The organism is Sanguibacter sp. TS_SC_8 (assembly GCF_055361235.1).
In genome coordinates this window covers 1,434,298-1,459,321 of the sequence record NZ_CM143955.1, presented here as the reverse complement: position 1 = coordinate 1,459,321, position 25,024 = coordinate 1,434,298, and the positions used below count along the sequence as shown (strand labels likewise).

27 protein-coding genes and 1 tRNA gene are annotated in these 25,024 nt (G+C 71.7%); 12 read left to right on the top strand and 16 right to left on the bottom strand.

All coding sequences use genetic code 11. From position 1 onward, the window contains the following. Nucleotides 1–87: 87 nt before the first annotated feature. Nucleotides 88–258, bottom strand: a complete 171-nt coding sequence (locus ACWA15_RS06565; protein WP_464058699.1) for a hypothetical protein — start codon at nt 256–258, stop codon at nt 88–90. Between the two features lie 372 nt (nt 259–630). Here ACWA15_RS06565 and bcp point away from each other — a divergent pair, with 372 nt between their 5' ends. The 3 genes from bcp to trmB all read left to right on the top strand — a co-directional run bounded on the left by bcp (nt 631) and on the right by trmB (nt 2,035). Further along, nucleotides 631–1,116, top strand: a complete 486-nt coding sequence (bcp, locus tag ACWA15_RS06560) for a thioredoxin-dependent thiol peroxidase (protein ID WP_464058698.1) — start codon at nt 631–633, stop codon at nt 1,114–1,116. 22 nt (nt 1,117–1,138) lie between these two features. After that, nucleotides 1,139–1,220, top strand: a tRNA-Leu gene (locus ACWA15_RS06555). A 29-nt stretch (nt 1,221–1,249) separates the two neighbouring features. After that, the gene (gene trmB / locus ACWA15_RS06550) at nt 1,250–2,035 is read left to right on the top strand and encodes a tRNA (guanosine(46)-N7)-methyltransferase TrmB (protein WP_464058697.1); all 786 of its coding nucleotides are present in this window, start codon (nt 1,250–1,252) and stop codon (nt 2,033–2,035) included. A 217-nt stretch (nt 2,036–2,252) separates the two neighbouring features. Here the strand turns inward: trmB and trxA are convergent, their stop codons facing one another. Then, nucleotides 2,253–2,624 carry a thioredoxin gene (gene trxA / locus ACWA15_RS06545; protein WP_464058696.1) on the bottom strand — a complete coding sequence of 124 codons (372 nt, stop codon included), beginning with the start codon at nt 2,622–2,624 and terminating at the stop codon, nt 2,253–2,255. A gap of 259 nt (nt 2,625–2,883) precedes the next feature. On the opposite strand from trxA, the gene ACWA15_RS06540 reads away from it, so the two are divergent. Continuing rightward, nucleotides 2,884–3,453: an NUDIX hydrolase family protein gene (locus ACWA15_RS06540; RefSeq protein ID WP_464058695.1), complete on the top strand. Its 570-nt coding sequence runs from the start codon at nt 2,884–2,886 to the stop codon at nt 3,451–3,453. A gap of 45 nt (nt 3,454–3,498) precedes the next feature. Here ACWA15_RS06540 and ACWA15_RS06535 read toward each other — a convergent pair whose 3' ends face one another. Next, nucleotides 3,499–5,157: an ABC-F family ATP-binding cassette domain-containing protein gene (locus ACWA15_RS06535; protein ID WP_464058694.1), complete on the bottom strand. Its 1,659-nt coding sequence runs from the start codon at nt 5,155–5,157 to the stop codon at nt 3,499–3,501. Nucleotides 5,158–5,234: 77 nt separating this feature from the next. On the opposite strand from ACWA15_RS06535, the gene ACWA15_RS06530 reads away from it, so the two are divergent. Beyond that, nucleotides 5,235–5,744 carry a DUF3054 domain-containing protein gene (locus tag ACWA15_RS06530; protein WP_464058692.1) on the top strand — a complete coding sequence of 170 codons (510 nt, stop codon included), beginning with the start codon at nt 5,235–5,237 and terminating at the stop codon, nt 5,742–5,744. On the opposite strand, the gene rdgB is transcribed toward ACWA15_RS06530, so the two are convergent. From rdgB to clpS, 7 genes are all read right to left on the bottom strand, one after another. Beyond that, nucleotides 5,701–6,324: an RdgB/HAM1 family non-canonical purine NTP pyrophosphatase gene (rdgB, locus tag ACWA15_RS06525; RefSeq protein ID WP_464058690.1), complete on the bottom strand. Its 624-nt coding sequence runs from the start codon at nt 6,322–6,324 to the stop codon at nt 5,701–5,703. The two genes, ACWA15_RS06530 and rdgB, sit on opposite strands and share 44 nt — an antisense overlap. 132 nt (nt 6,325–6,456) lie before the next feature. Next, the gene (locus ACWA15_RS06520; RefSeq protein ID WP_464058688.1) at nt 6,457–7,260 is read right to left on the bottom strand and encodes an MBL fold metallo-hydrolase; all 804 of its coding nucleotides are present in this window, start codon (nt 7,258–7,260) and stop codon (nt 6,457–6,459) included. Further along, complete coding sequence (gene murI / locus ACWA15_RS06515) at nt 7,257–8,063, bottom strand: glutamate racemase (RefSeq protein WP_464058687.1); 807 nt, start codon at nt 8,061–8,063, stop codon at nt 7,257–7,259. Before murI ends, ACWA15_RS06520 begins: the two co-directional genes overlap by 4 nt. Nucleotides 8,064–8,179: 116 nt before the next feature. Beyond that, a complete protein-coding gene (locus ACWA15_RS06510) occupies nt 8,180–8,338 on the bottom strand; it encodes a hypothetical protein (RefSeq protein WP_464058686.1) in 159 nt (52 codons plus the stop codon). Nucleotides 8,339–8,531: 193 nt separating this feature from the next. Then, nucleotides 8,532–8,951: a rhodanese-like domain-containing protein gene (locus ACWA15_RS06505; protein WP_464058684.1), complete on the bottom strand. Its 420-nt coding sequence runs from the start codon at nt 8,949–8,951 to the stop codon at nt 8,532–8,534. Between the two features lie 98 nt (nt 8,952–9,049). Beyond that, nucleotides 9,050–10,030: a DUF2017 family protein gene (locus ACWA15_RS06500; protein WP_464058682.1), complete on the bottom strand. Its 981-nt coding sequence runs from the start codon at nt 10,028–10,030 to the stop codon at nt 9,050–9,052. Between the two features lie 2 nt (nt 10,031–10,032). Continuing rightward, nucleotides 10,033–10,326 carry an ATP-dependent Clp protease adapter ClpS gene (clpS, locus tag ACWA15_RS06495; RefSeq protein WP_464058680.1) on the bottom strand — a complete coding sequence of 98 codons (294 nt, stop codon included), beginning with the start codon at nt 10,324–10,326 and terminating at the stop codon, nt 10,033–10,035. Nucleotides 10,327–10,377: 51 nt separating this feature from the next. Here clpS and ACWA15_RS06490 point away from each other — a divergent pair, with 51 nt between their 5' ends. Continuing rightward, entirely contained in the window at nt 10,378–11,754 is a 1,377-nt protein-coding gene (locus tag ACWA15_RS06490) for a nicotinate phosphoribosyltransferase (protein ID WP_464058678.1), read from the top strand. 82 nt (nt 11,755–11,836) lie between these two features. Here ACWA15_RS06490 and ACWA15_RS06485 read toward each other — a convergent pair whose 3' ends face one another. From ACWA15_RS06485 to ACWA15_RS06475, 3 genes are read right to left on the bottom strand one after another with little or no spacing between them, the layout of a single operon-like run. Next, on the bottom strand, nt 11,837–13,696 hold the full coding sequence (locus ACWA15_RS06485; protein ID WP_464058676.1) for a DEAD/DEAH box helicase: 1,860 nt from the start codon (nt 13,694–13,696) through the stop codon (nt 11,837–11,839). A 35-nt stretch (nt 13,697–13,731) separates the two neighbouring features. After that, on the bottom strand, nt 13,732–14,082 hold the full coding sequence (locus tag ACWA15_RS06480) for a DUF3039 domain-containing protein (RefSeq protein ID WP_464058674.1): 351 nt from the start codon (nt 14,080–14,082) through the stop codon (nt 13,732–13,734). Nucleotides 14,083–14,104: 22 nt separating this feature from the next. Then, the gene (locus ACWA15_RS06475; RefSeq protein WP_464058672.1) at nt 14,105–15,268 is read right to left on the bottom strand and encodes an ROK family protein; all 1,164 of its coding nucleotides are present in this window, start codon (nt 15,266–15,268) and stop codon (nt 14,105–14,107) included. A 135-nt stretch (nt 15,269–15,403) separates the two neighbouring features. Between ACWA15_RS06475 and ACWA15_RS06470 the strand changes: the two genes are divergently transcribed. After that, nucleotides 15,404–16,306, top strand: coding sequence for a DUF4349 domain-containing protein (locus tag ACWA15_RS06470; RefSeq protein WP_464058670.1), 903 nt, complete (start codon nt 15,404–15,406; stop codon nt 16,304–16,306). Here the strand turns inward: ACWA15_RS06470 and ACWA15_RS06465 are convergent. Then, nucleotides 16,303–19,074, bottom strand: a complete 2,772-nt coding sequence (locus tag ACWA15_RS06465; RefSeq protein WP_464058668.1) for a helix-turn-helix transcriptional regulator — start codon at nt 19,072–19,074, stop codon at nt 16,303–16,305. The genes ACWA15_RS06470 and ACWA15_RS06465 overlap by 4 nt on opposite strands. A 410-nt stretch (nt 19,075–19,484) precedes the next feature. Here ACWA15_RS06465 and ACWA15_RS06460 point away from each other — a divergent pair, with 410 nt between their 5' ends. The 5 genes from ACWA15_RS06460 (at nt 19,485) to ACWA15_RS06440 (ending at nt 22,795) form a co-directional block, all read left to right on the top strand. After that, nucleotides 19,485–21,053, top strand: a complete 1,569-nt coding sequence (locus tag ACWA15_RS06460) for a phage tail sheath family protein (protein WP_464058666.1) — start codon at nt 19,485–19,487, stop codon at nt 21,051–21,053. A 116-nt stretch (nt 21,054–21,169) separates the two neighbouring features. Continuing rightward, the gene (locus ACWA15_RS06455; RefSeq protein ID WP_464058665.1) at nt 21,170–21,646 is read left to right on the top strand and encodes a phage tail protein; all 477 of its coding nucleotides are present in this window, start codon (nt 21,170–21,172) and stop codon (nt 21,644–21,646) included. Then, nucleotides 21,643–22,155, top strand: coding sequence for a hypothetical protein (locus ACWA15_RS06450; RefSeq protein ID WP_464058663.1), 513 nt, complete (start codon nt 21,643–21,645; stop codon nt 22,153–22,155). The genes ACWA15_RS06455 and ACWA15_RS06450 overlap by 4 nt, the downstream gene beginning before the upstream one ends. A gap of 3 nt (nt 22,156–22,158) precedes the next feature. Further along, nucleotides 22,159–22,332: a DUF6760 family protein gene (locus tag ACWA15_RS06445; RefSeq protein ID WP_169796295.1), complete on the top strand. Its 174-nt coding sequence runs from the start codon at nt 22,159–22,161 to the stop codon at nt 22,330–22,332. Then, a complete protein-coding gene (locus ACWA15_RS06440; protein WP_464058661.1) occupies nt 22,319–22,795 on the top strand; it encodes a phage tail protein in 477 nt (158 codons plus the stop codon). The genes ACWA15_RS06445 and ACWA15_RS06440 overlap by 14 nt, the downstream gene beginning before the upstream one ends. Here the strand turns inward: ACWA15_RS06440 and ACWA15_RS06435 are convergent. Then, nucleotides 22,740–23,660, bottom strand: coding sequence for a hypothetical protein (locus ACWA15_RS06435; protein ID WP_464058659.1), 921 nt, complete (start codon nt 23,658–23,660; stop codon nt 22,740–22,742). The genes ACWA15_RS06440 and ACWA15_RS06435 overlap by 56 nt on opposite strands. A 1,080-nt stretch (nt 23,661–24,740) precedes the next feature. Beyond that, nucleotides 24,741–24,953, bottom strand: coding sequence for a hypothetical protein (locus tag ACWA15_RS06430; RefSeq protein WP_464058657.1), 213 nt, complete (start codon nt 24,951–24,953; stop codon nt 24,741–24,743). Between the last annotated feature and the right edge of the window lie 71 nt (nt 24,954–25,024).

Sequence of the window (25,024 nt, the reverse complement as noted above, 5' to 3'; positions counted from 1 at the left end):
TCCGACCTGCTGTCCGTCGAGAACGATGGAATATCAACGAAAATCGTTGAGATCCCGCTGTTTCTTTCCTCGACTTCGGAGATAACTCTACCCCACGTCGAGACGCTCAGACGCCATGATCTCCGCCGAGTCGGGTCCCGAGGGGCTGGCGAGGTCGGCGATGAGGGCCAGCGGGATCGGCTCGTCGAGCATCCGGGCCAGCAGGCCGTCCACGTCCGGCAGGTCACGCAGTCTCGGGTCGGCGATCTCGCGCCGCACCCGCTCCGGGCCCGTCCGCGGACGGGCGCTTGGGCACGGCCGGACTGCCATGATCGGGAACACACCGGCAGCCCGTTCACCCCGCCCGTCCGAGCATCCCTCATGCACCGTCGTCATGTCGTCCTACCCCCACCGTCGTCAGTCGTCCCACGAAACCCGGTCCGCGGCCAAACCGCAATGGTGAGAAGTACCCATCAGCCGGTGCGGCTCGACACCTCAGCATGCTGGCCGGTGCTGGGCCTCGCGCGGGGAGCGCCTCTCAATCACCTGGGAATCACCCCGCGCCCACCCGCGACCGCTACCCGGCGTACGCTGGCGCCCGACGCGGCCCGTGCATCGGCACGCGCCGTCCCGACCTCCCCGAGGAGCACGATGTCCGTCCGCCTGTCCCCCGGCGCCCCCGCCCCCGACTTCTCCCTCGCCACGGCCGACGGCGGGACCGTCTCGCTTGCCGACCTGCGCGGCCAGCGCACGATCGTCTACTTCTACCCCGCGGCAAGCACACCGGGCTGCACCAAGGAGGCGTGCGACTTCCGCGACAGCCTCGCCTCGTTGCAGAGCGCCGGCTACGCGGTCGTCGGGATCTCCCCGGACCCGATCCCCGCGATCAGCCGCTTCGTCGAGGCGCAGGCCCTGACGTTCCCGCTCGCCTCCGACCCGGACAAGGCCGTGGCGACCGCGTACGGCGCGTTCGGCGAGAAGAAGCTCTACGGCAAGGTCGTCACCGGCATCATCCGCTCGACCTTCGTCATCGATGCCGACGGCCTCATCGAGGTGGCCCAGTACAACGTGCGGGCCACCGGACACGTCGCCAAGCTGCGCCGAGACCTGGGCATCGACGGCCTCGACGGAGCCTGAGAGACCGTAGACTCTGACCCGAGCGCGAGTGGCGTAATTGGCAGCCGCGCCAGGTTTAGGTCCTGGTGTCTTCGGACGTGGGGGTTCGAGTCCCCCCTCGCGCACAGCTCATCCCTCGTGACAGGACCTCACCGTGCATCACTCCCCCGGCCGCGATTCCGCTGTGCCCGACGCCGTGCCTGACGCGACGCCCGACACGGCGCCCACCGCCCCCGCCCGGTTCCGCGCCCCGATGGTGTCCTTCGTCCAGCGCAGCACCCGGCTCAAGGACCGTCACCAGCGCACCTGGGACGAGCTCGCCCCACGGTTCGTCATCGAACCCCCACGGGTGGTCTCCAAGACGTCCGTGCAGCCGGAGTTCCTCTTTGACCCCGCGGAGAGCTTCGGGCGCTCGGCGCCCCTGGTCGTGGAGATCGGGTCTGGCCAGGGCGAGGCGCTGGCCCACGCGGCCGAGCAGCGCCCGGACACGAACTTCCTCGCCGTCGAGGTGTACGCCCAGGGCGTCGCCCAGACCTTGCAGCGCATCCGCCAGCAGGAGCTGACCAACATCCGCATCGTCCAGGCGAACGCGGTCGAGGTGCTCAGCACGATGCTTCCTGCGGCGTGCGCGGACGAGCTGTGGTTGTTCTTCCCCGACCCCTGGCACAAGTCCAAGCACACCAAGCGTCGGATCGTGACGCCGTCGTTCATGGACCTGACGGCGCGCGTCCTGCGCCCCGGTGGGGTGTGGCGCCTCGCCACGGACTGGGCGGACTACGCCCGGCAGATGCGCGAGGTCATCGGGGCCGACGAACGGTTCACCGCGGACCTGCGCGCCCCCCGCTTCGAGGGACGGGTCCTGACGAGCTTCGAGCGCAAGGGCCTGGAGAAGGACCGCGACATCGCCGACATCACCGCGGTCCTGTCCCCCCGCACCTGAGTCGCTCCTCCGTCGCCCCTGCGTCACACCTGAGCCGGACCTGAGCCGCACGCGAACCACACCTGAGCCACCACGCGGGACAGCCCAGCCGTCCGCCCCACGAGGGCGGACGGCTGGGCTGCTGACAGGGGCCGGTGCCGGACGGGCTGCCGTGGCGCGGGGGCGAGTACTCCACTGCGGCGCCTACGCCGCTGCGGCGACTACTCCACTGCAGCAACTACTCCGCTGCCGGGGCCTTCTCGGCGATCTGCTGGCGCACCTCGTCCATGTCGAGCGCCTTGACGGCGGAGACGACCTCGGCGAGCGCGGGCGCAGGCAGCGCACCGGGCTGGGAGAAGACGAGCACGCCCTCACGGAACGCCATGAGCGTCGGGATGGACGTGATGTTCGCCGCGGCAGCCAGCTCACGCTGCGCCTCGGTGTCGATCTTGCCGTGCACCACGTCCGGGTTCGTCTCGGACGAGGCCTCGAACACGGGGGCGAACTGCCGGCACGGCCCGCACCATGAGGCCCAGAAGTCGACAAGGACGATGTCGTTGTCCTTGATGGTCTGCTCGAAGGTCTCCTGCGTGAGTTCCTGGGTGGGCATGCGCTTCCTCTCAAAGAAGTGATCGGGTGTGCCACGTACGACACATCCGTGGCTCAGCCTATTCCCGGGACCCCTCGGGCGCTGCCCTGACTGGGTACTGACGAGGGCGGGACACGGGCGGGACCTGGGCCACCCCGGGCCGGACCCTGCCGGACCCGGGCCAGACCGGGGCTGACCGGTGCTGCCCAGGTCGCGACCGGGTGCTCACCGGGCGCCGACCGGGTGGCGGCCGCCCGTGCGCTCGGGGTACAACTGCACAGTGACCGACACTGCTGACTTCCCCCACCCAGAATTCGATCCCAAGGACTCCCAGCCTGCCGGGTGGCTCAGCGAGCAGGAGATGGCCGCAGCCCGTGGCAGCCTGCCGCTGGTCTACGTCGACGCCGTCCCGGTGCGCGTGGACGACTCCGGCGACGTCGTCGCCGTCGGGCTGCTGCTGCGGGTCTCCCGGGAGGGCGTGATGACCCGCGCCCTGGTCTCCGGCCGGGTGATGTACCACGAACGGCTGCGCGACGCCCTGCTCCGGCACATCGAGAAGGACCTGGGCCCCGTGGCACTCCCCCAGATCCCGCCGTCCCCGCAGCCCTTCACCGTCGCGGAGTACTTCCCGACGCCGGGCATCACCCCCTACTTCGACCGTCGCCAGCACGCAGTCTCGATGGCCTACGTCGTGCCGGTCACGGGCGACTGCCAGCCCCAGCAGCACTCCCTCGACCTGGCGTGGCTCACCCCCGAGCAGGCGTGCAGCGAATCCGTCCAGGCGGAGATGTACGGCGGCCAGGGCGTGCTGCTGCGCCAGGCGATGGCGCACGTGGGGCGTCTGTCCTGAGCTCAGGCTGACCGACCGCAGTCACCGCAGTCGCGGTCACCGCGGTCACAGGTCCAGCCGCGGCCAGTCGTGCAGGTCCTCCTGCATCCGCCGGTCGTGGGTGGCCACGACCACCGCGGCCGACGTCGCGCGCAGTGCCTGGGTGAGGTCGTCGACGAGGTCGATGGACAGGTGGTTGGTCGGCTCGTCGAGCAGCAGCACGTGCGGGGCGGCGAGCAGCGCGCAGGCCAGGTCGAAGCGGCGCCGCTGGCCAACGGAGAGCTCGGCGACGGGCCGGTCGAGGTCCTCCTCGGAGAGCACACCGAGGTAGGCGACCGGGACGACGTAGGACGGGTCGAGCGCCCCGGACTCGAGGAGGTCCAGGGCCAGTGCCGCGTAGTGGTCGAACCCGCTGGGTCCCGCGCCCGGGGGGCGCACCCCCTGCGCCTCGACGTCGCCGCGCCGCACACCCTCCTGCGCGACGACGCCCAGACGCGCGTCGGGCAGCACGGAGCGGTACCCGCGGTCCAGCGCGATCGTGCCCGCGAGCACGCCGAGCAGCGTGGACTTCCCGGCGCCGTTCGCCCCGGTGATGAGCAGCCGGCCCGACGGCGGCACCGCGATCCGCGCGCCGGACAGGTCGAGGCGAGCCGGTGCACCTGGGCGCCCGGCCACCGACGGGTTGCGCACGTCGAGGACCGGGGAGTCCGGGTGCCATCCGGGAGCCATCGTCGGCAGGTCCGGGAAGTACAGCCGCGGCGGCGGCGGCGGCACGTCGACGGCCTCTGCCTTGAGCTTCTCCACGAGGCGGTCGGCGGCCTTGACGTGGATCCGCGCACCGGTCGCGCGGCGGTTCTTGTTGCTGCCCTTGGGTGGGCGCCACTCGTCCGAGAGCCCTTCGTAGGAGGCGTCCAGGCGCTGGGCGAGCTGCTCGGCGCGCTTCGTCTCGGCCTTGTAGCGCTGGCGCCAGCGGTGCAGCCCCTGGTTCTTCGCGAAGCGGTAGGCGACGTACCCGGGCTGGCCGTAGAGCACCGGTCGGCCGTCGATCGAGGGGTCGAGGTCGAGGATCGCCGTTGCCGTGTCGTCGAGCAGCTGACGGTCGTGGGTGACGATGACCACCGCACCTGCCCACCGCGTGAGCTCGCGGGTGAGGAAGTCGATGCCGTCGCGGTCGAGGTGGTTGGTCGGCTCGTCGAGCAGCAGCAGGTCAGCGCGCCCGGCCAAGCGGCAGGCCAGGCGTACTCGGAACCGCTCCCCCACCGACAGCGTCTCCAGGGTCCGCTCGGGGTCCCGGCACGCCCCGAGCCGGGTCAGCGCCACGTCCACGCGCCGTTCGGCGTCCCAGGCGGCCAGGTGCTCCACCCGGGCGAGGATCTCGGCGAGCTCGCGCAGCGAGGACGTCTCGTGGTCGAACTCGGCCGACGCCCGGTCGAGCTCAGCCGCGGTGGACCGGACGGTGGCCAGGGCGTCCGCGACGAGGTCGCCGACGGTCTCCCCCGGGGCGACCTCGAGCTCCTGGGGCACCATGGCCATGCTGCCCAGGTGCCGCACCACCCCCGTCGAGGGGGTGAGCTCACCGGCCAGCAGCCGCAGCAGCGTCGTCTTGCCCGAGCCGTTCTCCCCGACGACGGCGAGCCGCTGCCCGCCGGAGACCCGCAGCGAGACGTCGCGGACGACCTCCCGACCGGGGAAGGCGAAAGTCACGTGGTCGCTCACTAGATGCACCCCGCCACGATACGCGGTGCGGTGCCCGACGCCGGGCCGCCACCGGTTCGCCGCCGGTCCGACGGTACGGTTCAGGGGTGCAGACCACCCCGCTCCGGACCCGCCCCGTGTGGGCCTTCCTGCTCGACGCCGTATGTGTCCTCGTCTTCGCTGCGGGAGGACGGTCCAGCCACGAGGAGCCCCTCTCGATCGGTGGCGTCGCGCAGACCGCCTGGCCGTTCCTCGTGGGACTGGGCGTCGGTTGGGTCCTCCTCCTCGCGGCCGCCCGCCGGTCTGGCGCGGCTGGAACTGGCACGGCTCGACCTGGCGCCGCTGGAACTAGCGCCGCTGGCACAGGCATCGCTGGCACGGGCACCGCGAGACCCACCCGGTGGACTCACCTGTCTCCCGTCCCGGCCGGCGTCGTCCTCGTGCTCGCCTCCTGGAGCCTGGGCATGGGGCTGCGCCTGGTCACTGATCAGGGCGCCAGCGGCGCGTTCCCGCTCGTCGCGCTGGCATTCCTCGCGCTCACGCTGATCGGGTGGCGGGTGGTCGCTGCCCTGGTCAGCCGGCGAGGATCGCAGAGATCGCCGGTGCCAGCGCCCTGAACGCCTGACCCCGGTGGCTGATGGCGTTCTTCTCGGCCGGAGTCAGCTCGGCGCAGGACCGGGTCTCGCCGTCGGGACGCAGGATGGGGTCGTAGCCGAAGCCGCCCGCCCCACGCGGCGCGGTGAGCAGGGTGCCGGTGAGCGCCCCGGTCTCCACGTACTCGCGGCCGTCCGGGGTGACGAGCGCCGCGGCGCAGACGAACCGCGCGCCGCGGTGCTCCTCGGCGACGTCGGAGAGCTGGGCGAGCAGCAGCTCGAGATTGGCCGTGTCGTCCCCGTGCCGCCCGGACCAGCGTGCGGAGAAGATCCCCGGCGCACCGCCGAGCACGTCGACGGCCAGACCCGAGTCGTCCGCCACGCACGGCAGTCCCGTCACGGCCACCAGCGCGCGGGCCTTGATGAGGGCGTTGGCCTCGAAGGTCACGCCGTCCTCGACCGGCTGGACGTCCGTGAACGCGGCGGCCCCGACGACGTCGTCACCGTGCAGGCCGTCGAGGATCCCCGCGGCAAGCAGGATCGCCCGGAGCTCACCGACCTTGTGCTCGTTGTGGGTGGCCAGGACGAGGCGGGGCGGGGTCACGACGGCTCCTTCGAGAGAGTCAGGTGTGGGCACGATCAGCGGACGGGTCACAGTACCGGAGTCGCGGGACGGGAGTCGCGGGACGGGAGTCGCGGGACGGGAGTCACCGGACCGGAGCACCGGACGGGAGGCTCACAGGACGTAGCTGAGCCCCTGCTCGACGACCTCCACCGGACCGTCGTAGGCCGTGGCGGCCTCTGCGACGGAGACGGCGGAGTCGTTCCAGGCGGGGATGTGCGTGAGCAGCAGCCGCGCGGCTCCGGCTCGCGCGGCGACCTGCCCGGCGCGCAGCCCGGTCAGGTGGATCCCGGTGGCCGTGTCCCGGCCTTCGACGAATGCCGCCTCGGCGAGCAGCAGGTCGGCTGACCGCGCGAGCTCGACCACGCCGTCGCACAGGTCGGTGTCCCCGGTGTAGGCGAGCGTCACCCGGGTCCCGGGGGCGCGCGTGCTCGGGCCGGTGACCCGCACCCCGTAGGCCGGGATGGGGTGCGAGACGGCGACCGGTTCCAGCGTGAACGGCCCGACCTGGACCGGTGTCCCCGGGCTCCAGGTGCGGAAGTCGAACTGCCCGGCCATCGTCTCGTCGTCGGGCAGGCCGTAGGACTCGGCGATGCGGCGCTCCGCCTCAGCGGGGCCGTAGACGGGTACTGCGGTGCGCGACGGGTCGCGCTCGGTGCCGCGCTCGGGGTGGTACTTGAGGTAGACGTAGTACCCGCACAGGTCCGCGAAGTGGTCGGGGTGCATGTGGGAGAGCGCGACGGCGTCGACCGCGAAAGGATCGACGACGCGCTGCAGCGCCCCCAGGGAGCCGCTGCCCAGGTCGACGACGATCGACCAGGTGCGCCCTGCGGCGTCGTCGGCCTGCAGGAGGTAGCACGACGCCGGTGACGCCGGTGACGCGAACGAACCGGCCATCCCGACGATCGTCAGCTTCATAGGACAGATTCCACCATGACGACCTCGGGTCCGAGGAATCGGCGGGCGAGGCCGGAGAACACCGCGGCGTCGCCGGTCGACCGGAACACGTGTTCGGGAGGTCCCGCAGCGACGTCCCTTTCCAGGCCATGAGCCACAAGCGTGCGGAAGACGTCCTTCGCGGTCTCCTCGGCACTTGAGACCAACGTCACGTCCTCCCCCATCACGTAGGAGATCGCGCCGGTGAGCAGCGGGTAGTGGGTGCAGCCCAGGATGAGGGTGTCCACACCGGCCTCGCGGACCGGGTCGAGGTAGCGGCGGGCGGTGGCGAGCACCTCCGGCCCGGCGGTCACACCGGCCTCGACGAGCCGGACGAAGTCCGGGCAGGCCTGCGCGATGACCGTGACCCCGGTCGCGACCGCGAGAGCGTCCTCGTAGGCGCGGGACTCGATGGTCGCGCGGGTGCCGATGACCCCGACCCGCCCGGTCCGGGTGGCGGCGACGGCGCGGCGGGCGGCCGGAAGGATGACCTCGACGACCGGGATGCCGTGCCGGACCGAGTATCGCTCGCGGGCGTCGCGCAGGACGGCGGCGGAGGCGCTGTTGCAGGCGATGACGAGCATCTTGACGCCCTCGTCCACGAGCTTGTCCATGACGTCGAGGGCGAGGGAACGGACGGTCGCGAGCGGCTTGGGGCCGTAGGGAGCGTTGATGGTGTCGCCGATGTAGTGGACCGACTCGTTGGGAAGCTGGTCCAGGATGGACCGTGCCACCGTCAGCCCACCCACTCCGGAGTCGAAGATTCCGATCGGGGCGTTGTTCACACGGTCGAGGATAGTCGAGCCCCCTCCCGGGACCGAATGAGGACACAAACGAGCGGCGCCCCGCACGATGGTCCGTGCGGGGCGCCGCTGAGAGTGTGAGTACAGAAGCCGCTGGGCTAGACCCGCGAGTTCTTTCCGCGTCCGAGGAGGCCGAGGACCAGGCTCACCACAAGGACGGCGATACCGATCCAGATGAGGAACTTCGCCGCTTCGACTGCAACTCCGAACACAAGGAGAACGACTCCGACGAGCAGGATGAGCAACCAGCTAGGCATGGGGACCTCTTTCCTCTGCAAGACGCCCCACGGTCATTCCGCGGGGCAACAAATATCATCCTTGCAGTGTCTTGACAGATGCGCATGTCGAGGGGACATGTTGCAGGCTCACGGTTTTCGTGCAGGGTGCGCACAGGGTGCATACGGGGCGCTCGCAGGTCGTGCACAGGATCGAAGGAGACCGATCCGCCGTTCAGCTGGTGATGTCGAGCCCGGTGGTCTGTGCGGCGTCCTGCAGCGAACCCGCGTCCATGACGTTCGTGAACCCTGCGGACTGCATCTGCGCGGCCGCCTGGGCCGACCTGTTGCCGGACCGGCAGTAGACGACATAGGCACCGTCGGTCGGCAGGAGCGCGATGTCCTGTGCGAACGTTGCGGACTGGACGTCCAGGTTGACCGCACCCGCGAGATGCCCCTCGGCAAACTCTGCGGGCGTGCGCACATCCACGATCACGCTGTCTGCGGCGATGGAGGTCGCGCCGGTGGTGCTGGTGGGGGTGGTGGTGGTGGAACCTGCCGGTCCGGGGTCCCCCGGGCCGGCGCAGGCGGTCACGGTGAGGCCCAGCACCGTGGCGATCGCCAGGAACGAAGGAAGAGATGGACGACGGCGCATGTGGGGCTCCTCGGCTGCGGGTTGGGTGGGCGAGTCTCCAGCAAGGATACCCCGCGGGGTATCCCTGGGGGTATCTGCGTGTGGCATCCCCGTCTCGACTAGTGCCGCTTCTTCCTCTTCTTCCGGCTCCGGTAGTCCTCGAGCATGCAGTCGGTGAGCGACTCCTGGAGGTACCCGGCGAGCAGGAAGACCGAACCGAGGAACAGCCGCGCGCCGCTCATCCCCTCCCCCGCCGTGGTCGTGCCGCGCCCGCTGTCGTGGTCCGCCTCGTCGTCGAAGGCTGCGTCGTCAGAGGCTGCGTTGTCGAAGGCTGCGTCGTCGGAGGCTGCGTCGCTCTCCCACGTCGCGGTGACCGCGTCGTAGAGCTCTTCGGAGTCGCGGTCCGAGCGCAGGCTCAGCCGTTCGCCGATGACGAGTCGGATGTCGGCGAGCGCCCCGGCGATCGCCTCGGCCTCGTCGACCATGATGACGAAGTCCAGCTGGGCGCTCTCGTCCGGGGACGGTGGCACCTCCAGGAGCAGCTCGGCGAAGAGCAGCAGCCGCTCGACCTTGCGCTGACGCAGGTCGTCGTCGGTGTAGCGGCGGAACTCCGCCGCGACCTCCGGGTCCTTCGAGGCGTCCGGGAGCAGACGACGGACCGCGGGGTCCAGGGGCGCCTCGACGGGCGCGCCCTGGATCCCGTCGAAGATGGACCGCAGTGCGCTGAACGCCTCGGCGGCCGCCTCGGTCCCGTGCGGTCCCCCCGCTCTCGGGAAGGTGTCCGGTCCGGCGTCGCGAGGGTCGTCGTCGCGAGGGTCCGCGGCGTAGCGAGGCTCCGCGTCGCGCGCGTCCACGTCGTCGCGTGGGTCCTCCGCGTCGCGCGGGTCACTGTCGTCGCGCGGGTCGCTGTCGTCGCGCGGGTCGCTGTCGTCGCGCAGATCGCCGTCGTCGTCCCCGTCGGGGCCGGGGAAGAAGTTCTCCTCACCCCCGAGCAGCTCCACCACGTCGCCGGTGACCTGGGCGAGCACGAGCCGCTCAGGGGTGGACAGCGCCGCGACGTAGGTGCCCTCGGGGTCGGTCGGGCGAATGAAAGGACGCATGACTAGTCACCGCTCCGAGTCATCGTCGCCCACAGCCCGAAGGAGTGCATGGCCTGCACGTCCATCTCGACCTTCTCCCGGCTCCCGGTCGAGACGACCGCGTGTCCGTCCTGGTGCACCTGCATCATGAGGGTGTGGGCCTTGCGCTGGGAGTACCCGAAATAACTCTCGAAGACATAGGCGACATAGTTCATGAGGTTCACCGGGTCGTTCCAGACGAGCGTCACCCACGGCTCGGCGCCCTTGACGTCGGCCTCGATCCGGGTGGCCTGCTCGGGGGTGGTCTTCACTGTCACGGATCAACTCTAGATCCTTCCCTCCGCGCCTCGTGCCCTACGGTTGTCCGCATGGGAACAGCGCTGCTCACAGACCGGTACGAGCTCACGATGGTGCAGGCGGCACTGGCCGACGGCACGGCCGACCGCCACTGCGTCTTCGAGGTCTTCACCCGCCGTCTGCCGTCCTGGCGCCGCTACGGCGTGCTGGCCGGTACGGGCCGGGTGCTCGAGCTGCTCGCGGACTTCCGCTTCGACGCCGAGGACCTCGAGTGGCTCGGCCGGGAAGGGGTGGTCGACGACGCGACCCTGGAGTTCCTCGCCGGCTACCGGTTCACCGGCGACATCCGCGGCTACGCCGAGGGTGAGGTCTTCTTCCCCTCGAGCCCGGTCATGGTCGTGGAGGGCACCTTCGCCGAGGCGGTCCTGCTGGAGACGCTCATCCTGTCGGTGCTCAACTACGACTCCGCGGTGGCCTCCGCGGCCTCGCGGATGACCAGCGCCGCCGTCGGGCGCCCCTGCCTGGAGATGGGCTCGCGCCGCGCGCACGAGCAGGCCGCGGTCGCCGCCGCCCGCGCCGCCGTCGTCGCCGGCTTCGCCGGGACCTCCAACCTCGAGGCCGGTCGCCGCTACGGCCTGCGCACCATCGGCACCGCCGCGCACGCCTTCACCCTCCTGCACGACGACGAGGAGGCGGCCTTCGCCTCCCAGGTCGCCTCCGCGGGTCCTGGCACCACCCTCCTGGTGGACACCTACGACGTGACGCGCGGCGTCGAGCGGGCCGTGCGGATCGCCGGCACCGGTCTCGGCGCCGTCCGGCTGGACTCCGGCGACCTCGGGGTGCTCGCCCAGGAGGTCCGCGGGCAGCTGGACTCCCTCGGCGCCACGAGCACCCGGATCACGGTGACCTCCGACCTCGACGAGTACGCGATCGCGTCCCTGGCGGCCTCGCCGGTGGACTCCTACGGCGTGGGCACCAAGCTCGTGACCGGCTCGGGTGCCCCCACCTGCGGCATGGTCTACAAGCTCGTCGCCCGTGAGGGGGCCTCGGGCACCCTCGAGCCGGTCGCGAAGGCCTCGACGTCCAAGACGAGCGTCGGCGGGCGCAAGAGCGCCGCCCGCCTGCTCGACGCGTCAGGGCGGGCGGTGGCCGAGGTGGTGCTCACCGGGTCCGGCGAGAGATCGCCCGACCCGGCCGGACTCGACCTTGCCGGTCTCGACCTCGCGGGCATCGACCTCGCCGGCATCGATCCGCGAGGCGCCACGCTGCGCCCGCTGCACACCACGCTGGCCACCGGCGGCGTCGTCGAGGAGCGCTGGACCGGGGCGGGCGGGGTCCTCACGGCAGCCGCCCGGCACGCGGCGTCCCGCGAGGAGCTGCCACGCGGCGCCCGTCGGCTGTCGACCGGTGACGTGGCCCTCCCGACCATCACCACGGACCTCAGCTAGGGGGACCAGGGGGGCCGGAGGGACCAGGGCGCCCGGGTCGGCTGACTGCCCGCCGCCCGGCACCTCCCGGCACCGCCCGCACCTACTTCTTGCCGACGAACCACCCGCGGACCACGTCGACGCGGACGGTGAGCTGGTCGAGGCTGGCGAGGGGGACCTCGGGTCCTCCGCTGCGCCGGCGCAGCTCGTTGTGCACCGTGCCGTGGGGCTGACCGGACCGGCGGGCCCACGCCGAGACGAGCTGGGAGAGCTCCTTGCGCAGCTCGGCGGCCTTGCGGTGCTCGAGCTCGCTGCGCTCGGCCGCCTGCTGCACGGCTTTGCTCTTGCCGCTCAGCTGGCTCGCCTGGCGCTGCTTGAGCAGGGTGGTGACCTGGTCGGCGTCGAGCAGGCCGGGCAGGCCGAGGAAGTCGAGCTCCTCCGCCGAGCCCATCTCCCCGCCCGTGCCGAACTCGCCGCCGTCGAAGAGCACCCGGTCGAAGGACGCCTGCGCCTCGAGCATCTCGAAGGAGCCGCCGAGCATGGCGTCCGAGCTCTTCTCCTCCCGGTTGGCCGCCGCCATCATGGCGTCCTCGGGGTTGTACATGTCCCCCTGCTCCTCGGCCGTCAGCGGACGGTCGAGGGCGTGGTCGCGCTCCAGCTCGAGGCTGCCCGCCAGGCCGAGCAGGTTGGGCACGCTCGGCAGGAACACCGACGCGGTCTCGCCGCGGCGCCGGGCCCGCACGAAGCGGCCCACCGCCTGGGCGAAGAACAGCGGGGTCGCGGTCGACGTCGCGTACACCCCGACCGCCAGGCGGGGCACGTCCACGCCCTCGGAGACCATGCGCACCGCCACCATCCACCGCGCATCGCCGTCGCTGAACTCGTCGATGCGCTTGCTCGCCCCGTCGTCGTCGGACAGCACGACCGTCGGGGACTGCCCGGTGAGGCGGGCCAGGTGCCCGGCGTAGGCCCGGGCGTCGGTCTGGTCGGTCGCGATGACGAGCCCACCGGCGTCGGGCACGGCGCGGCGCACCTCGGTGAGCCGCTTGTCCGCGGCGGCCAGCACCGAGGGGATCCACTCCCCGTTCGGGTCCAGCGCGCTGCGCCAGGCCTGGCTCGTCATGTCCTTGGTCATCGCCTCGCCGAGGTTGGCGCTGATCTCGTCGCCGGCCTTGGTCCGCCAGCGCATCTGCCCCGAGTAGGACAGGAAGATCACCGGCCGCACGACGCCGTCGCGCAGCGCCTCCCCGTAGCCGTAGGTGTAGTCCGCGTGGGAGCGGCGGATGCCGTCCATCCCACGGTCGTAGGTGACGAACGGGATCGCCGCGGTGTCCGAGCGGAACGGGGTCCCGGTCAGCGCGAGGCGGCGGGTGGCGCCGTCGAAGGCGTCCCGGATCCCCTCGCCCCAGGACAGTGCGTCCCCGCCGTGGTGCACCTCGTCGAGGATGACCAGCGTCTTGGCGGCCTCGGTGCGTGCAGTGTGCAGCGCCGGGTTCGCCGCGACCTGGGCATAGGTGAGGGCCACGCCGTCGTACTGCGCGCCGTGGCGCCCCTGGCTGTTCTTGAAGCTGGGGTCCAGGCGCACGCCGACCCGCGCCGCGGCGTCGGCCCACTGGTGCTTGAGGTGCTCGGTCGGTGCGACGACCGTGATGCGCCGCACCACGCCCTGCTCGAGCAGCTCGGTCGCGATCCGCAGCGCGAAGGTCGTCTTCCCCGCGCCCGGGGTCGCCACCGCGAGGAAGTCGCGGGGGCTGCGCGCGCGGTAGACGTCGAGGGCCTGCGCCTGCCAGGCGCGCAGCTTCGAGGCCGTGCCCCAGGGAGCGCGGGTCGGGAAGGACGGCGAGAGGTGCGAGGCCGCCGACGACGACGCCGCCTGGGGCACCGGGGTCACCGGAGGCCTCAGCGGGGCGCCGGCGGGGGTGCCGTGGCGATCCGGGGCGATGTCCAGTGCTGCCGAGGACATCAGGTCGAAGGGTTCGTCGTGGTCCAGCTCAGGGCTCACTTGCCGGCGTCGCCAGATCCCGAGCCGGACTCGTTGTCCTGAGGGGCGCGCAGGCCGTCGTAGACCTCTTTGCAGATGGGGCAGACGGGGAACTTCTTCGGGTCGCGGCCGGGAACCCAGACCTTGCCGCACAGCGCGATGACGGGCTTGCCGGAGAGCGCGGAGTCGAGGATCTTCTCCTTGCGCACGTAGTGGGAGAAGCGCTCGTGGTCACCGGGTTCGACCTCTTCACGGGCTTCGACGTGCTCGAGCACGCTCGTCGAGGTGCCAGACCCGGGAGCCCCCGGGGCCCCGGGGGCGTCGAACGGATCGAGGGGTCCGGTGCTCATCGAGGGGGTCTGTGTCATGGGAAGAAGTCTACGTGCGCGCTCACGACACGCCCAACCGTTGGGACAGCACCAGGACCGCCGCGCCGGTCAGCACGTCGTCCCCGCTGTGTGCCGCCATCCGGATCCGGAAGCCCCGCCCGATGGCCGGCATGGTGCGGTCCTGGACCGCGCGCTCGGCCGTCTCCCGCACCGTTCCGTCGAGCAGCGCACGGGGTCCGCTGAGCACCACCTCGGCGAGGTTGAGCACGCTGACCACGGGCGCGAGGGCGATCCCCAGCAGCAGGCCGACGTGGGTGAGCGCCTCCTGCGCGGCGGCGGCGTCCAGGCCGGCCAGGCGCCGTTCGAGCGCTCCGACGGAGAGCACGGTCTCCAGGCAGCCGGACCGCCCGCACCCGCACTCCAGGCCACCCTCCTCGACCACCCGGACGTGGCCGATCTCACCCGCACCGTCGCTGTGGCCCCGCACCCGGGCGCCGTCGAGCATGACTCCGGCGCCCACTCCGTCGCCGATCATGAGGACCATGAGGCCCGCCCCGTCAGCCCGCCCGAAGGTGTACTCGCACAGGACGGCGGTGTTCGCGTCGTTGGCCACGAACACCGGCAGCCCCAGGTCGTGGGTGAGCATCGCGGCCAGCGGTACCTCGGACCACCCACGGCTGGGTGCTTCCACGACGAACCCGCCGGCGTCGATGATGCCCGGGGCGGCGACGGCTGCGCCGATCACCGGGGCCGTCGCCAGGGAGACGAGCCTGCGCAGGAACCGGGTGACCAGCGCCGTCAGCGCTGCGCCGGAGCGCCCACCGATCGCCACGCTCGCCTCGCTCAGGAAGCGCCCGCGCAGGTCGACCACCGCGCCGCGCAGGGACCCGCCGGTCCCCAGGTCGACCGTGACGATCTGGAAGGCGTCGGTGCGCAGGGCCACGAGGATCGCGGGCTTGCCCACCTTCCCCTGGGGACGGGCACCGAGCTCGGTGACGAGGCCCTCGGCCAGCAGCACCCCGACCAGCTCGGAGGTGGTCACCCGGTTGAGGCCGGTCACCCGGGACAGGTCCGCCCGGGAGGTGGCACCCTCATGGAAGAGGTGCTGCAGGACCAGTGACCGGTTGTGGGCGCGGGCGTGCTCGGGCAAGACCTTCGCGAGCGGCCGCAGCGGAGCGCTCGCGCTCTGCCAGGTGGCGGCAGTACCCGTGGAGTGCTCGTTCATGAGTGCAAGTGGAACCGCGCGTCCTCGCCGTGTCAACTGGCGGCGCGCATCGTCGAGGTCACGCTTGCCTCACAGAATGGTCACGTATTGCCCCAGACTGCCCTGCCGGGTTGGTCACGCACCTAGTCTCGAGCCATGACCATCCCACCCGGCCCGCGCACCCGCACCCGCCCCCACCTGCTGCAGGGCCTCCTGCTCGCGGTGGTGACCACCTCGCTCCTGATCGGCTGTTCCCAGGAGGAGGCGTCGAGCACGGCGGATCGGAGAGACGCCTCGGCCGCGGACCAGAGCGAGTCGATGCCCGCCCCGGCCGGCGCCGACGCGGGCTCGGCCAGCGTCTCGGCGACGGTCTCGGCCGCCACCCAGGTGATCACCACCGCCACGGTCGGTGTCGTCGTGGCGGACCCGGTCAAGGCAGCCGCCGCGGTCAGCGACCTGGTCGATCAGAGCGGAGGGCGGGTCGAGTCACGCGAGGAGCGGGCACGGTCCACCGAGGACGACCAGCGAGCCTGGGCCGAGCTCACCGTCCGGATCCCTGCGGAGAAGCTCACCGCCACGCTCTCCTCGCTCGCCTCCATCGGGACCGTGGAGAACACCACGATCTCCTCGACCGACGTCACCGCCGAGGTCACGGACGTGGCAGCGCGGATCGAGGCGCTCAAGGTCTCGGTGGCCAGGCTGGAGACGCTCATGGCACAGGCGGCCACCACCTCCGAGCTGCTCGAGGCCGAGTCCACCCTCACCCAGCGCCAGAGCGACCTGGAGAGCCTCCAGGCGGTGCAGGGCCAGCTCGCCGACCAGGTGTCCATGTCGACGCTGTCGATCTCCCTCACGACCACCCCGGCCTCTCCCGAGCTCGCGCCCTCGGGGTTCTGGGGCGGGCTCAGCGCAGGCTGGGACGCGCTGACCACCACGCTGAACGGCGTCGTCGTCGCGCTCGGCGCGGCCCTGCCGTGGCTCGCCGTCGCCGGTGCGGGCTACCTGCTCTACCGCTGGGTCCGTCGTCAGACCCGGCGTCGGGTCCGGGTCACGAGCTAACGCCCGGACGCACCCGAGGCCGGCTGCACGTGCAGGACCGAGGCGAGCTCGCGGCGGCTGCGCACCCCCGCCTTGGCGAAGATCCGGGAGAGATGGGAGTCGACCGTCCGGACCGACAGGACCAGGCGGTCGGCGATCTCCTTGCTGCTCAGCCCGCCGGCGGCCAGCCCGGCGATCTCCTGCTCGCGTCGGGTCAGGGCGATGGACGGCTGGATCAGCGGGAGCCACACCCCACGCTCCCCCAGCTCCCGGCTGGTGACCAGGAGGAGGTCCCGGTCCCCCGTGAACATCGCCACGACGTGGGCGAGCATCGCCTGCGTCCGTCGGCCGTCCACACGCTCGGCCACCACGTGGACCCGCTCGAGCAGCTCTTCCCCGGCCGGCAGCCGTCCGGTGCTGTGCAGCGCGAAGGCGGCCCAGTGCAGCCCGTCGAGCTCGACCCGCCACAGCCCGCGCGCGGCCGCCCACCCGGCCAGCTCCATGGCCTGCTCGTACAGGTCCGGTGAGCGCAGCCAGGCGGCGGCGTTCAGTCGCAGGCACCGGATCTCGGCCTGCATGTAGGCGCTGTACATGCGCGACGGCGCGATGGCGGCCCGCTCGAGCAGGTCACGCCCGGCGGCGGTGTCGCCCGCGGCGATGGCCGTGAACGACTCCGAGACCAGCGTCATGGCCGAGAGGCCGATCACGTCGGACACGGCGAACTGGACGTTCGCGGAGTGCAGCTCCGCGCGTGCATCGGTCCACCGCCCGCGCAGGGTCCCGAGCCCGCCGCGCAGGAGATGGCCTGTGGTGCGCTCGATGTTGAACGAGCCGCCCTCCGCGCTGAGCATCGCCACGACGCCCTCGGCGGCGGACACCTCGCCGAGACCGACGAGCGTGAGGAAGCCGGCGCTGAGGATCTCGGCGGCCGACCACGGCCGGGTGTCGGCGTGGGCCACCGCGGTCCCGAGGTGCTTCTCGACGAGGTTCTGGGCCTCGAGCAGCCGACCCGCCTCGTTGAGGTCGACGATGACCATGGGGACGAGAGGCAGGATGTCCGGGGAGAATCCCTGCGGGCCCGCGACGAGGGCCTCCGCCTCGTCGCGGCACTCGTCGAAGCGGCCGGCGCACCCGAAGGCGACCAGCCGCGCGACGGTGAGCTTGAGCGCGACCTCGGCGGGCACCTGCCCGTCGTACCGCGCGGTCACCTGTTCGTCGGCGAGGCGCAGCGCACGCAGCGCGCTCTCGGTGTCGCCGTTGTGGTACTGCTCGACCGCCATGACGGTCTCCGTCGTGGCCACGACGTGACGGACGAAGGTCGCGGCGTCGACGTCGGTCTCCGCCATCTCGGCCATCTCGGCGCGGAGCTGGCTGATGTCACGCAAGGCCCGGGACGGCTGGTCGAGGAAGCGCCACGCGATGGACCGGGCGTTGAGCACGTCGAGCCGCGCGGGGTCGCCGGTCGGGAGCACCGACAGCGCGCTCGTCGCCATCTGCTGGGTCTCGGTGCATCGGCCGGCCATGAGCGCGGCGTGCAGCGCGGCCAGGATCCGCGGCGAGGTCTCGGACAGTCCGCAGTCGAGGGCGGCCATGACCGCGGTGACCAGCGCGAGGCCCGTCTGGGTCTCCAGGTTCCCCTGCACCGCACGCAGCGTCGCCAGGATCTCCCGGCGCTGCCCCGCCGACGCGAGCGCGTGGAGCACCGCGGCGACCATCGGCTGGCACCGCAGGTGCGGCAGCCGGACCTGCTCGACGCCGGTGTGCCCACCGTCCGGGCGCGCGCCCGGCTCGCCGTTGCGGTACCGCACGAACAGGAACCCCTCCTCAAGGAGGGCGTCCACGACGGGGGCAGGGACGATCCGTTCCAGCACGTCGCGGTCCAGGCCGTGGGCGATGGCGACGAGGTCGAGAGCCCGGCGCCCCTGCGGTTCCACATGACTGATCTCGTGCTTGACGATCTCGATGAGCCGGCTGCTCAGCGGCGCCTCCCCGGTCCACACCCAGACCTCGGACTCCTGGCGCAGAGCACCGGACCGGAGGGCGCTTCCGGTGACCTCGATCATCTGGAGCGCGTTCCCGGTGCACGCGAGCCACACCTGGTGCATCGACTCCGCGGTGACCGGCCCGCCGAGGCTGCCCTGCAACCACGACTCGACCTCGCCGTGGGTGAACGGGAGCAGGTCGATGCGATCTGCCACGCCGTCCTTCCACAGCTCGATCCAGGGGCTGCGGCCGGCGGCGAAGTCACGCGCCGTGGCCACGATCTGCAGCTCGTCCTGGCGGGCCAGGCCGGCGAGCACCCGGGCGCTGAGGTCGTCGAGCAGGTGGGCGTCGTCGACCCGGACGACGAGCGGCCGGCCGGCCGACATGGCGCGCAGTCCGGCGAGGACGAGGCTGCGCACCGTCCCGATCGACGCGGTCACGTCGACCGCGGTGCCCGGAAGGACGTCGTGCAACGCGCCGAGGGGCGTGCGCGACCGCTCACGGGAAGCCCCCACGCTGACCCACACCGGGGCGCCCACGGCTGCGGTCGACGCGCGGTGATGGAGCGCACGCTCGGAGCCGGACGTGTAGAACGCGCCGGAGGAGGCGAAAGAGTCGATCAGGTGGGTCTTGCCGACCCCGACCTCACCGAAGACGAGGGCGCTGCGCCCTGCCCGCAGCGAGTGCTCGAGCTCTGCGAGCTGGTCGCCGCGCGGGACGGTGGTTGCGCGCAGGCGCACGGGCCTGGACGGGGCCGCCGGGGCGGCGACCGTCTGGTACCACCGGGTGGTGATGACCTTCGTCATAAAAGAAAAAACCTCGTAAGTCCGACCCGATCGAGGCCTGTGGGAGTGTCGCTGCTCCGAGGATAGTTGCCCGACAAAGGACCAAGGACCCCCTGGAAAGGATTTCACCCCCTCTGAGAGTGACGTCCGGCACACCCCGTCCGCTCGGCCCGTCCGACGCGGTCCGCCGCGGAATCGCGGCGCCGGGACGCTGCCGTCCGCCCCCGTGTCCGCAACCCGCTCGGATGCACCCGGCACGCACCGGGCACGCACCGGGCGCGACGGAAAAACTGCGTAGCGACTACCGATGCCCTGGCAGCCACCCGGCTCCTATGGTGGCGACCAAGCGTGCCTCGGTCACGTGTCCGAGCCGACCCGCGCGACGGCACGGGACCCGGGGCGGTTCACCAAACAGGAAGAGGAAGAGCTCTATGCCTACCTACACCGCCCCCGGCGTCTACATCGAAGAAGTGCCGTCGTCTCAGAAGGTCCTCGCGTCCGCCCCCACGGCCGTGGCGGCGTTCGTCGGCTTCACCGAGCGCGCACCGTCCGACGACGCGAGCGATCCCGAAGGTCTCGCCCCTCGCCTGGTCACCAGCTGGACCCAGTTCGAGGCCCTGTACGGCGGGTTCGTCGAGGGCGCGGTGCTGCCGCTGTCCGTCTACGGGTTCTTCCTCAACGGCGGGAACCTCGCCTACATCGTGCGCATCCCCAACGCCAAGCCCGCCGGCGAGCCGGCCCGCCTGTCGCTGCCGGCCGTCGACCGTGCGCTCGGCCTGCCGATCGCGATCGAGAGCATCGAGCCCGACGCGAACATCCGCGTGGCGGTCGAGAACGCCGAGTCCGCCGACGACTCCGACGGTCCCTCCCTGTTCACGATCTCGATCCTCGAGGGCGACGAGGTCGTCGAGTCCTTCCCGGGCCTGACCATCGGCGGACCCACCGACGCCGCGACCGTCATCAACAAGACCTCCACCCGGGTCAAGGTCGAGATCAACCTCGAGGCCAAGACCGACCTGTCGAGCCAGCTCGAGATCCTCAAGCCCGGCGTCTACGCCCTCGAGAAGGCCACCCCGGTCTCGGTGCCGGTCAACGGCCGCAAGTTCGCCGGCTCCGAGAGCGCGCGCACGGGCATCAACGGCCTGGCCATCGCCGAGGACGTCACCATCGTGGCCGTCCCCGACCTCGTCACCGCCGCGACCCGTGAGGACGGCACCCTCGACCTCGACCTGTGGAAGGCCGTGCAGACCGCGCTCATCGCGCACTGCGAGCTGCACCCCAACCGCATGGCTATCCTCGACGCCCCTCCCGGCTTCGGCCCGCAGCAGATCAAGGAGTGGCGCACCGACACCGCGCAGTACGACTCCGCGTTCGCCACGCTGTACTACCCGTGGATCAAGGTCGAGAACCCCATCCCGGGGAGCTCCTCCGCCGACATCCTCATCCCGCCGTCCGGCCACGTGGCCGGTGTGTGGGCCCGCACCGACGACACCCGCGGCGTGTGGAAGGCCCCGGCCAACGACACCATCCGGGGTGTGCTCGACGTCGAGCGCAACATCACCCAGAACGAGCAGTCGCTGCTCAACCCGCTGGGCATCAACGCGATCCGCCCCTTCGGCACGCGGGGCATCCGCATCTGGGGCGCACGCACCCTGGCCTCGGACACCGACTGGCAGTACATCAACGTCCGTCGCCTCTTCAACATGATCGAGTCGACCATCCTCGAGGGCACCCAGTGGGCCGTCTTCGAGCCCAACGACGTCAAGCTCTGGGAAGGCGTCATCCGCACGCTCACCGGCTACCTCCACGGACTGTGGCAGCAGGGAGCCCTCTTCGGCTCCTCGGCGAGCCAGGCGTTCTTCGTCAACTGCGACGCCACGACCAACCCGCCGGAGTCGGTCGACGCCGGCAAGCTCGTCGTCGAGGTCGGCATCGCGCCGGTCAAGCCGGCCGAGTTCGTCGTGTTCCGGATCAGCCAGAACAAGCAGACCGGCAACTGACCTTCCCCAGGCGCCGCGCCAGCGCGGCGCCTGGCCACCGTGCCTGCCCCACGGCACGGCACGGCACGGCACGGCACGGCACCTGATTCGCCCCCGCACCCACCCTAGGAGTCCCAGTGGCAGGCCTTTTCACCAACGACCCGATCATCGCGCAGAACTTCTTCCTCGAGCTCGACGGCGCGGTCATCACCTCCCTCATGTCCGTCTCCGGGCTCGACATCGAGGTGACCGTCTCCTCCTCGAAGCAGTCCGGCTCCGGCGGGACCCAGGAAGAGATCAAGAGCCTCGGCGCGACCACGGCCGCCCCGGAGCTCAGCCTGGTCCGCGTCGCCCCGCTCGACTCCCCGAAAGACAAGATGTGGATGTGGTTCAACGAGATCCGCGGCACCGGCCTGGTGGCCACCGACCGCGCGGCCAAGCGTAAGAACGGGTCGATCGTGCTCTACGACTCCTCCCGCCTGGAGGTCGCACGGTTCAACTTCTTCAGCTCCTGGCCGAGCAAGATCTCGACCGACCAGCTCAGCGTCGACAGCACCGACGTCGTCAAGGAGACCATCACCCTCCAGTGCGAGCGCCTTGAGCGGGTCAAGTGACCCTGCAGACCAAGTACGCGTTCACCCTGCCCCGCGGGTATGTCGACCCGCGGGGCGTGCTGCACCGTGAGGGCGTCATGCGGCTCGCGACGGCGCGCGACGAGCTCGAGCCGCTGCGTGACCCCTCGGTGGACGGACCGGAGGACCCTCGTCTGACGGTGGTCATCCTCGCGCGGGTCGTCGAGAGCCTGGGCGACCTCGAGCTCGTCACCACGAACGAGATCGAGAACCTCTTCGCGGCAGACCTGGCGTTCTTGCAGGACTTCTACGGCGTGATCAACTTCGGCAGCCAGGCCGAGTACGAGGAGCTTCTCGCCGCCCAGCGCGACGCCCTCGCACCTCCGGTCCCGGCAGCGCTGGCCCCGGTCGTCACCCCCGAGGCCGTCACCGCCCCGGTGGTCGAGGTCGACGCCGACGACGCAGCATCCGCGCGCCTGCCGCCGGTCACCTCCTCGGTGACCTACGCACGACGCACGGTGGCCGACGAGGCTCCGTCGGACGCTCGCTGACCGATGCTTCGTTACCCCGCGGAGGCGCTGTGGCAGGAGATCGCCTATCTCGCGTACCACCTGCACTGGCCGCTCGACGACCTCATGGACCTCGAGCACCTCGACAGGGTCCGCATGATCCGTGCGGTCTCCTCCTTGAACGACCGCGCCTGGGAGGCCGTCCGTGAAACCATCTGACAGCGAAGCCCTCGGCGGTGAACCGGGAAACACCTCGTGGTTCCTCTTCGAGGTCGACGGCGTGCCGATCGGCACCTTCCGCGAGGTGACCGGCCTGCAGCTGGCCGTGACGGTCGACGAGTACGTCGAGGGCGGGCAGAACGGGTACGTCCACAAGCTCCCCGGAGTGCTGACCTGGCCCAACCTGGTCTTCACCCGGGGGCTCGTGGAGTCCGACGCCCTGTTCACGTGGGTGAGGAACTCCTCGGGGGAGAACTTCGCCGCGAACGGCAACAAGCTGACGAAGTCGACCGGGGCGATCACCGCACTCACCTTCTCCGGCGACCGGATGCGCGCCTGGGAGTTCGACGGAGTGTTCGCCGTCGGCTGGCAGGGGCCCTCGTTCAGCGTCGACTCCGAGACCCAGCTCACCGAACGGCTCGAGGTGGCCCACAACGGGTTCCGCTCGAAGACGACCTCATGACGAGCCCCGACGAGACTCCGGCTGCGGACTCCTCGGCGTCTGCGGACTCCCCGGCCTCACTCGCCGCCCCGGCGGCTCCGGTGCCTCCGCCTTCGATGACCTTGCCGTCCTCTTTCCACGCGCGCTTCCGCGCCGGTTTCGTGGGACGCCTGGCCGCCGACTCCACGGTGTTCGTGCGGGCCAACGCCCAGTCCGCGCAGATCCGTCGGCTCGTCACCGGACCGCTCCACCATGTGGGCACCGCACAGCCGGTGACCGCCCCGCGGCCCGGGACCGTCGGGACCCCGCGGTGGTGGCACCCCTCGCTGCGTTCGCCCGCGACCAGCGGTCCCGACGTGGCCGGCGCCGCCACCGGGCCCCGTGCCGGCGCGCCGATCAGCTCGCCGACCACCGGTGCGACCACCAGCGCGACCACCACGGCGTCGGCCGCCACCGGGAGCAGCCCACGCCCTTCTCGTGCTTCGACGGAGCCGGTCGCATCGCTGACACCGGTCGCCTCGGCGACACCTGCCCCGGTGGCACCTGCTCCGTCTGCTCCCGGTGCGTCGGCTCCCGGTGCCGCGCCCACCGGACCTGATGTGCGGCGCGCCACCGGGCGCCCGGTCCTCCCTCCCCGGACCGACCTGGCCGGACCTGTCCCCACCCGGGGTCTGGAGCGCGTCGTGCGGCGCGTCCCGGACGAGAAGACCTGGTCACCCGGGTCCTTCTCGAAGGCCGCCGCGGGCAAGGCCGTCGCCATGCGCCTGCCCGCCGAGGTCCGCGCGGCCGGGGCGATGCTCACCCCGCAGGACAACCGACGCCGCTCGTCCGCGGCACCCTCACCGGCCGGGAACACCGCGCCGGGGAACTCACCGAGAGCCAGCACCACGCCCACCTCCGCGGGGACAGGTACGGCCGCTGGCTCTCGAGCACACTCACGTCCCGTCCCCGCATCCGGAGGGCAGCCGGCTGGCGTCCGTCGGTGGATTCGTCGTCGCGCCCTGGCAGTCCAGATCGTCGCTGCACGCTCCGAAGCGGCTGCCTACGCCGACGCCGCGTCGTCACGCGCAGCCTCCGCACGCCTCCCTCACCCAGCACGCACCGCCGCGTCTGCCGGGTCAGCGCAGTCCGGGTCAGCGCAGTCCTGGTCTTCGCAGTCCGGGTCTCCGCAGTCCGGGTCTCCGCAGTCCGGGTCAGCACACGCTGGGTCAGCACACGCTGGGTCAGCGCACGCAGGGTCAGTGCACGCAGGGTCGGTGCCAGCCGGATTCACGCACGCCGGGTCCGCGAGCGCAGCGAGCTCTCCCGGTCCGCTCCGTCGCGCTCTGCACACCGGTGGGGGCCTGCTCGACCGCCAGGTGCGTCGGACGGTCGCCCCCGCCCCACGTCCGGCGTCCGGGTCGCAGGGCTCTCCCGGCTCGTCCGGCACGCTCGACTCGCCGGGCGCGGTCGACTCGTCGAGCGGACCGACCCGACGCCTGCTGCCAGGACCAGCCGGGCTGCGCACCTCGGCACCGTCCGTCCTCGCCGGGGCTGCCGGCGACTCCCTCGTGACCACGCAGTCCAGCACGGGCCGGTCCATGACCGCGTTCCCCGCACCCACCGACGTGCGCTCGGGACCGGAGACGGCGCACCGGTCGGTCATGCCGCGGGCGACAGGGGTGGCAGGGGTCCGCCGGAGCATGTCCATCGGGTCGATCGCGCGCGGCACCTCGCTGACCGCGGTCGGGCACCTCCCGGCACCTCCGTCGTCCCTCACCCGTTCGAGCGCCGCGGCACCAGGCGCTGCGACCGGCGCCATAACCCGTGCGATGACCGGCGCCCGCTCCGTGACGGCCGGGGCTGAGCCCACAGCAGGATCAGCATCCACCGCTGCCGCCGTCACCCAGGTGCCCGCCCGGTCCGTGCGCTCCCTGGGTGCACCGGCAGGTCCCTCGGTGTCCTCCTCGCCGGTGCGATCGGGCGCTCAGAGCACGTCGCGCGCGGCAGGGCCTTCGACCGCCGGAGGCGTGTCCACGACCGTGTCCTCCGGATCGTCGTCCGCCCGGGTACCGTCCACCAGAGCCTTGTCCACCGGGTCGCCGGACTCTGGGTCGCTGGCCACCGGGTCGCCGGACTCTGCGTCGCTGTCCACCGGGTCGCCGGACTCTGCGTCGCTGGCCTCTGCGTCGCTGACCACCGGGTCGCCGGCCTCTGGGTCGCCGACTGTGGCTCAGGGAGAAGCCGTCGGCAGGCCAGCTGTGGCCGCCT

What these genes read in the sequence shown, in the direction of transcription:
- ACWA15_RS06445 (WP_169796295.1), top strand. Translation starts at nt 22,159, where the DNA reads ATGCTTCGTTACCCCGCGGAGGCGCTGTGGCAGGAGATCGCCTATCTC.
- ACWA15_RS06475 (WP_464058672.1), bottom strand. Translation starts at nt 15,268, where the DNA reads ATGAACGAGCACTCCACGGGTACTGCCGCCACCTGGCAGAGCGCGAGC.
- ACWA15_RS06460 (WP_464058666.1), top strand. Translation starts at nt 19,485, where the DNA reads ATGCCTACCTACACCGCCCCCGGCGTCTACATCGAAGAAGTGCCGTCG.
- ACWA15_RS06470 (WP_464058670.1), top strand. Translation starts at nt 15,404, where the DNA reads ATGACCATCCCACCCGGCCCGCGCACCCGCACCCGCCCCCACCTGCTG.
- ACWA15_RS06520 (WP_464058688.1), bottom strand. Translation starts at nt 7,260, where the DNA reads ATGAAGCTGACGATCGTCGGGATGGCCGGTTCGTTCGCGTCACCGGCG.
- ACWA15_RS06485 (WP_464058676.1), bottom strand. Translation starts at nt 13,696, where the DNA reads ATGTCCTCGGCAGCACTGGACATCGCCCCGGATCGCCACGGCACCCCC.
- ACWA15_RS06480 (WP_464058674.1), bottom strand. Translation starts at nt 14,082, where the DNA reads ATGACACAGACCCCCTCGATGAGCACCGGACCCCTCGATCCGTTCGAC.
- bcp (WP_464058698.1), top strand. Translation starts at nt 631, where the DNA reads ATGTCCGTCCGCCTGTCCCCCGGCGCCCCCGCCCCCGACTTCTCCCTC.
- ACWA15_RS06505 (WP_464058684.1), bottom strand. Translation starts at nt 8,951, where the DNA reads ATGCGCCGTCGTCCATCTCTTCCTTCGTTCCTGGCGATCGCCACGGTG.
- ACWA15_RS06510 (WP_464058686.1), bottom strand. Translation starts at nt 8,338, where the DNA reads ATGCCTAGCTGGTTGCTCATCCTGCTCGTCGGAGTCGTTCTCCTTGTG.
- ACWA15_RS06490 (WP_464058678.1), top strand. Translation starts at nt 10,378, where the DNA reads ATGGGAACAGCGCTGCTCACAGACCGGTACGAGCTCACGATGGTGCAG.
- trxA (WP_464058696.1), bottom strand. Translation starts at nt 2,624, where the DNA reads ATGCCCACCCAGGAACTCACGCAGGAGACCTTCGAGCAGACCATCAAG.
- ACWA15_RS06500 (WP_464058682.1), bottom strand. Translation starts at nt 10,030, where the DNA reads ATGCGTCCTTTCATTCGCCCGACCGACCCCGAGGGCACCTACGTCGCG.
- ACWA15_RS06465 (WP_464058668.1), bottom strand. Translation starts at nt 19,074, where the DNA reads ATGACGAAGGTCATCACCACCCGGTGGTACCAGACGGTCGCCGCCCCG.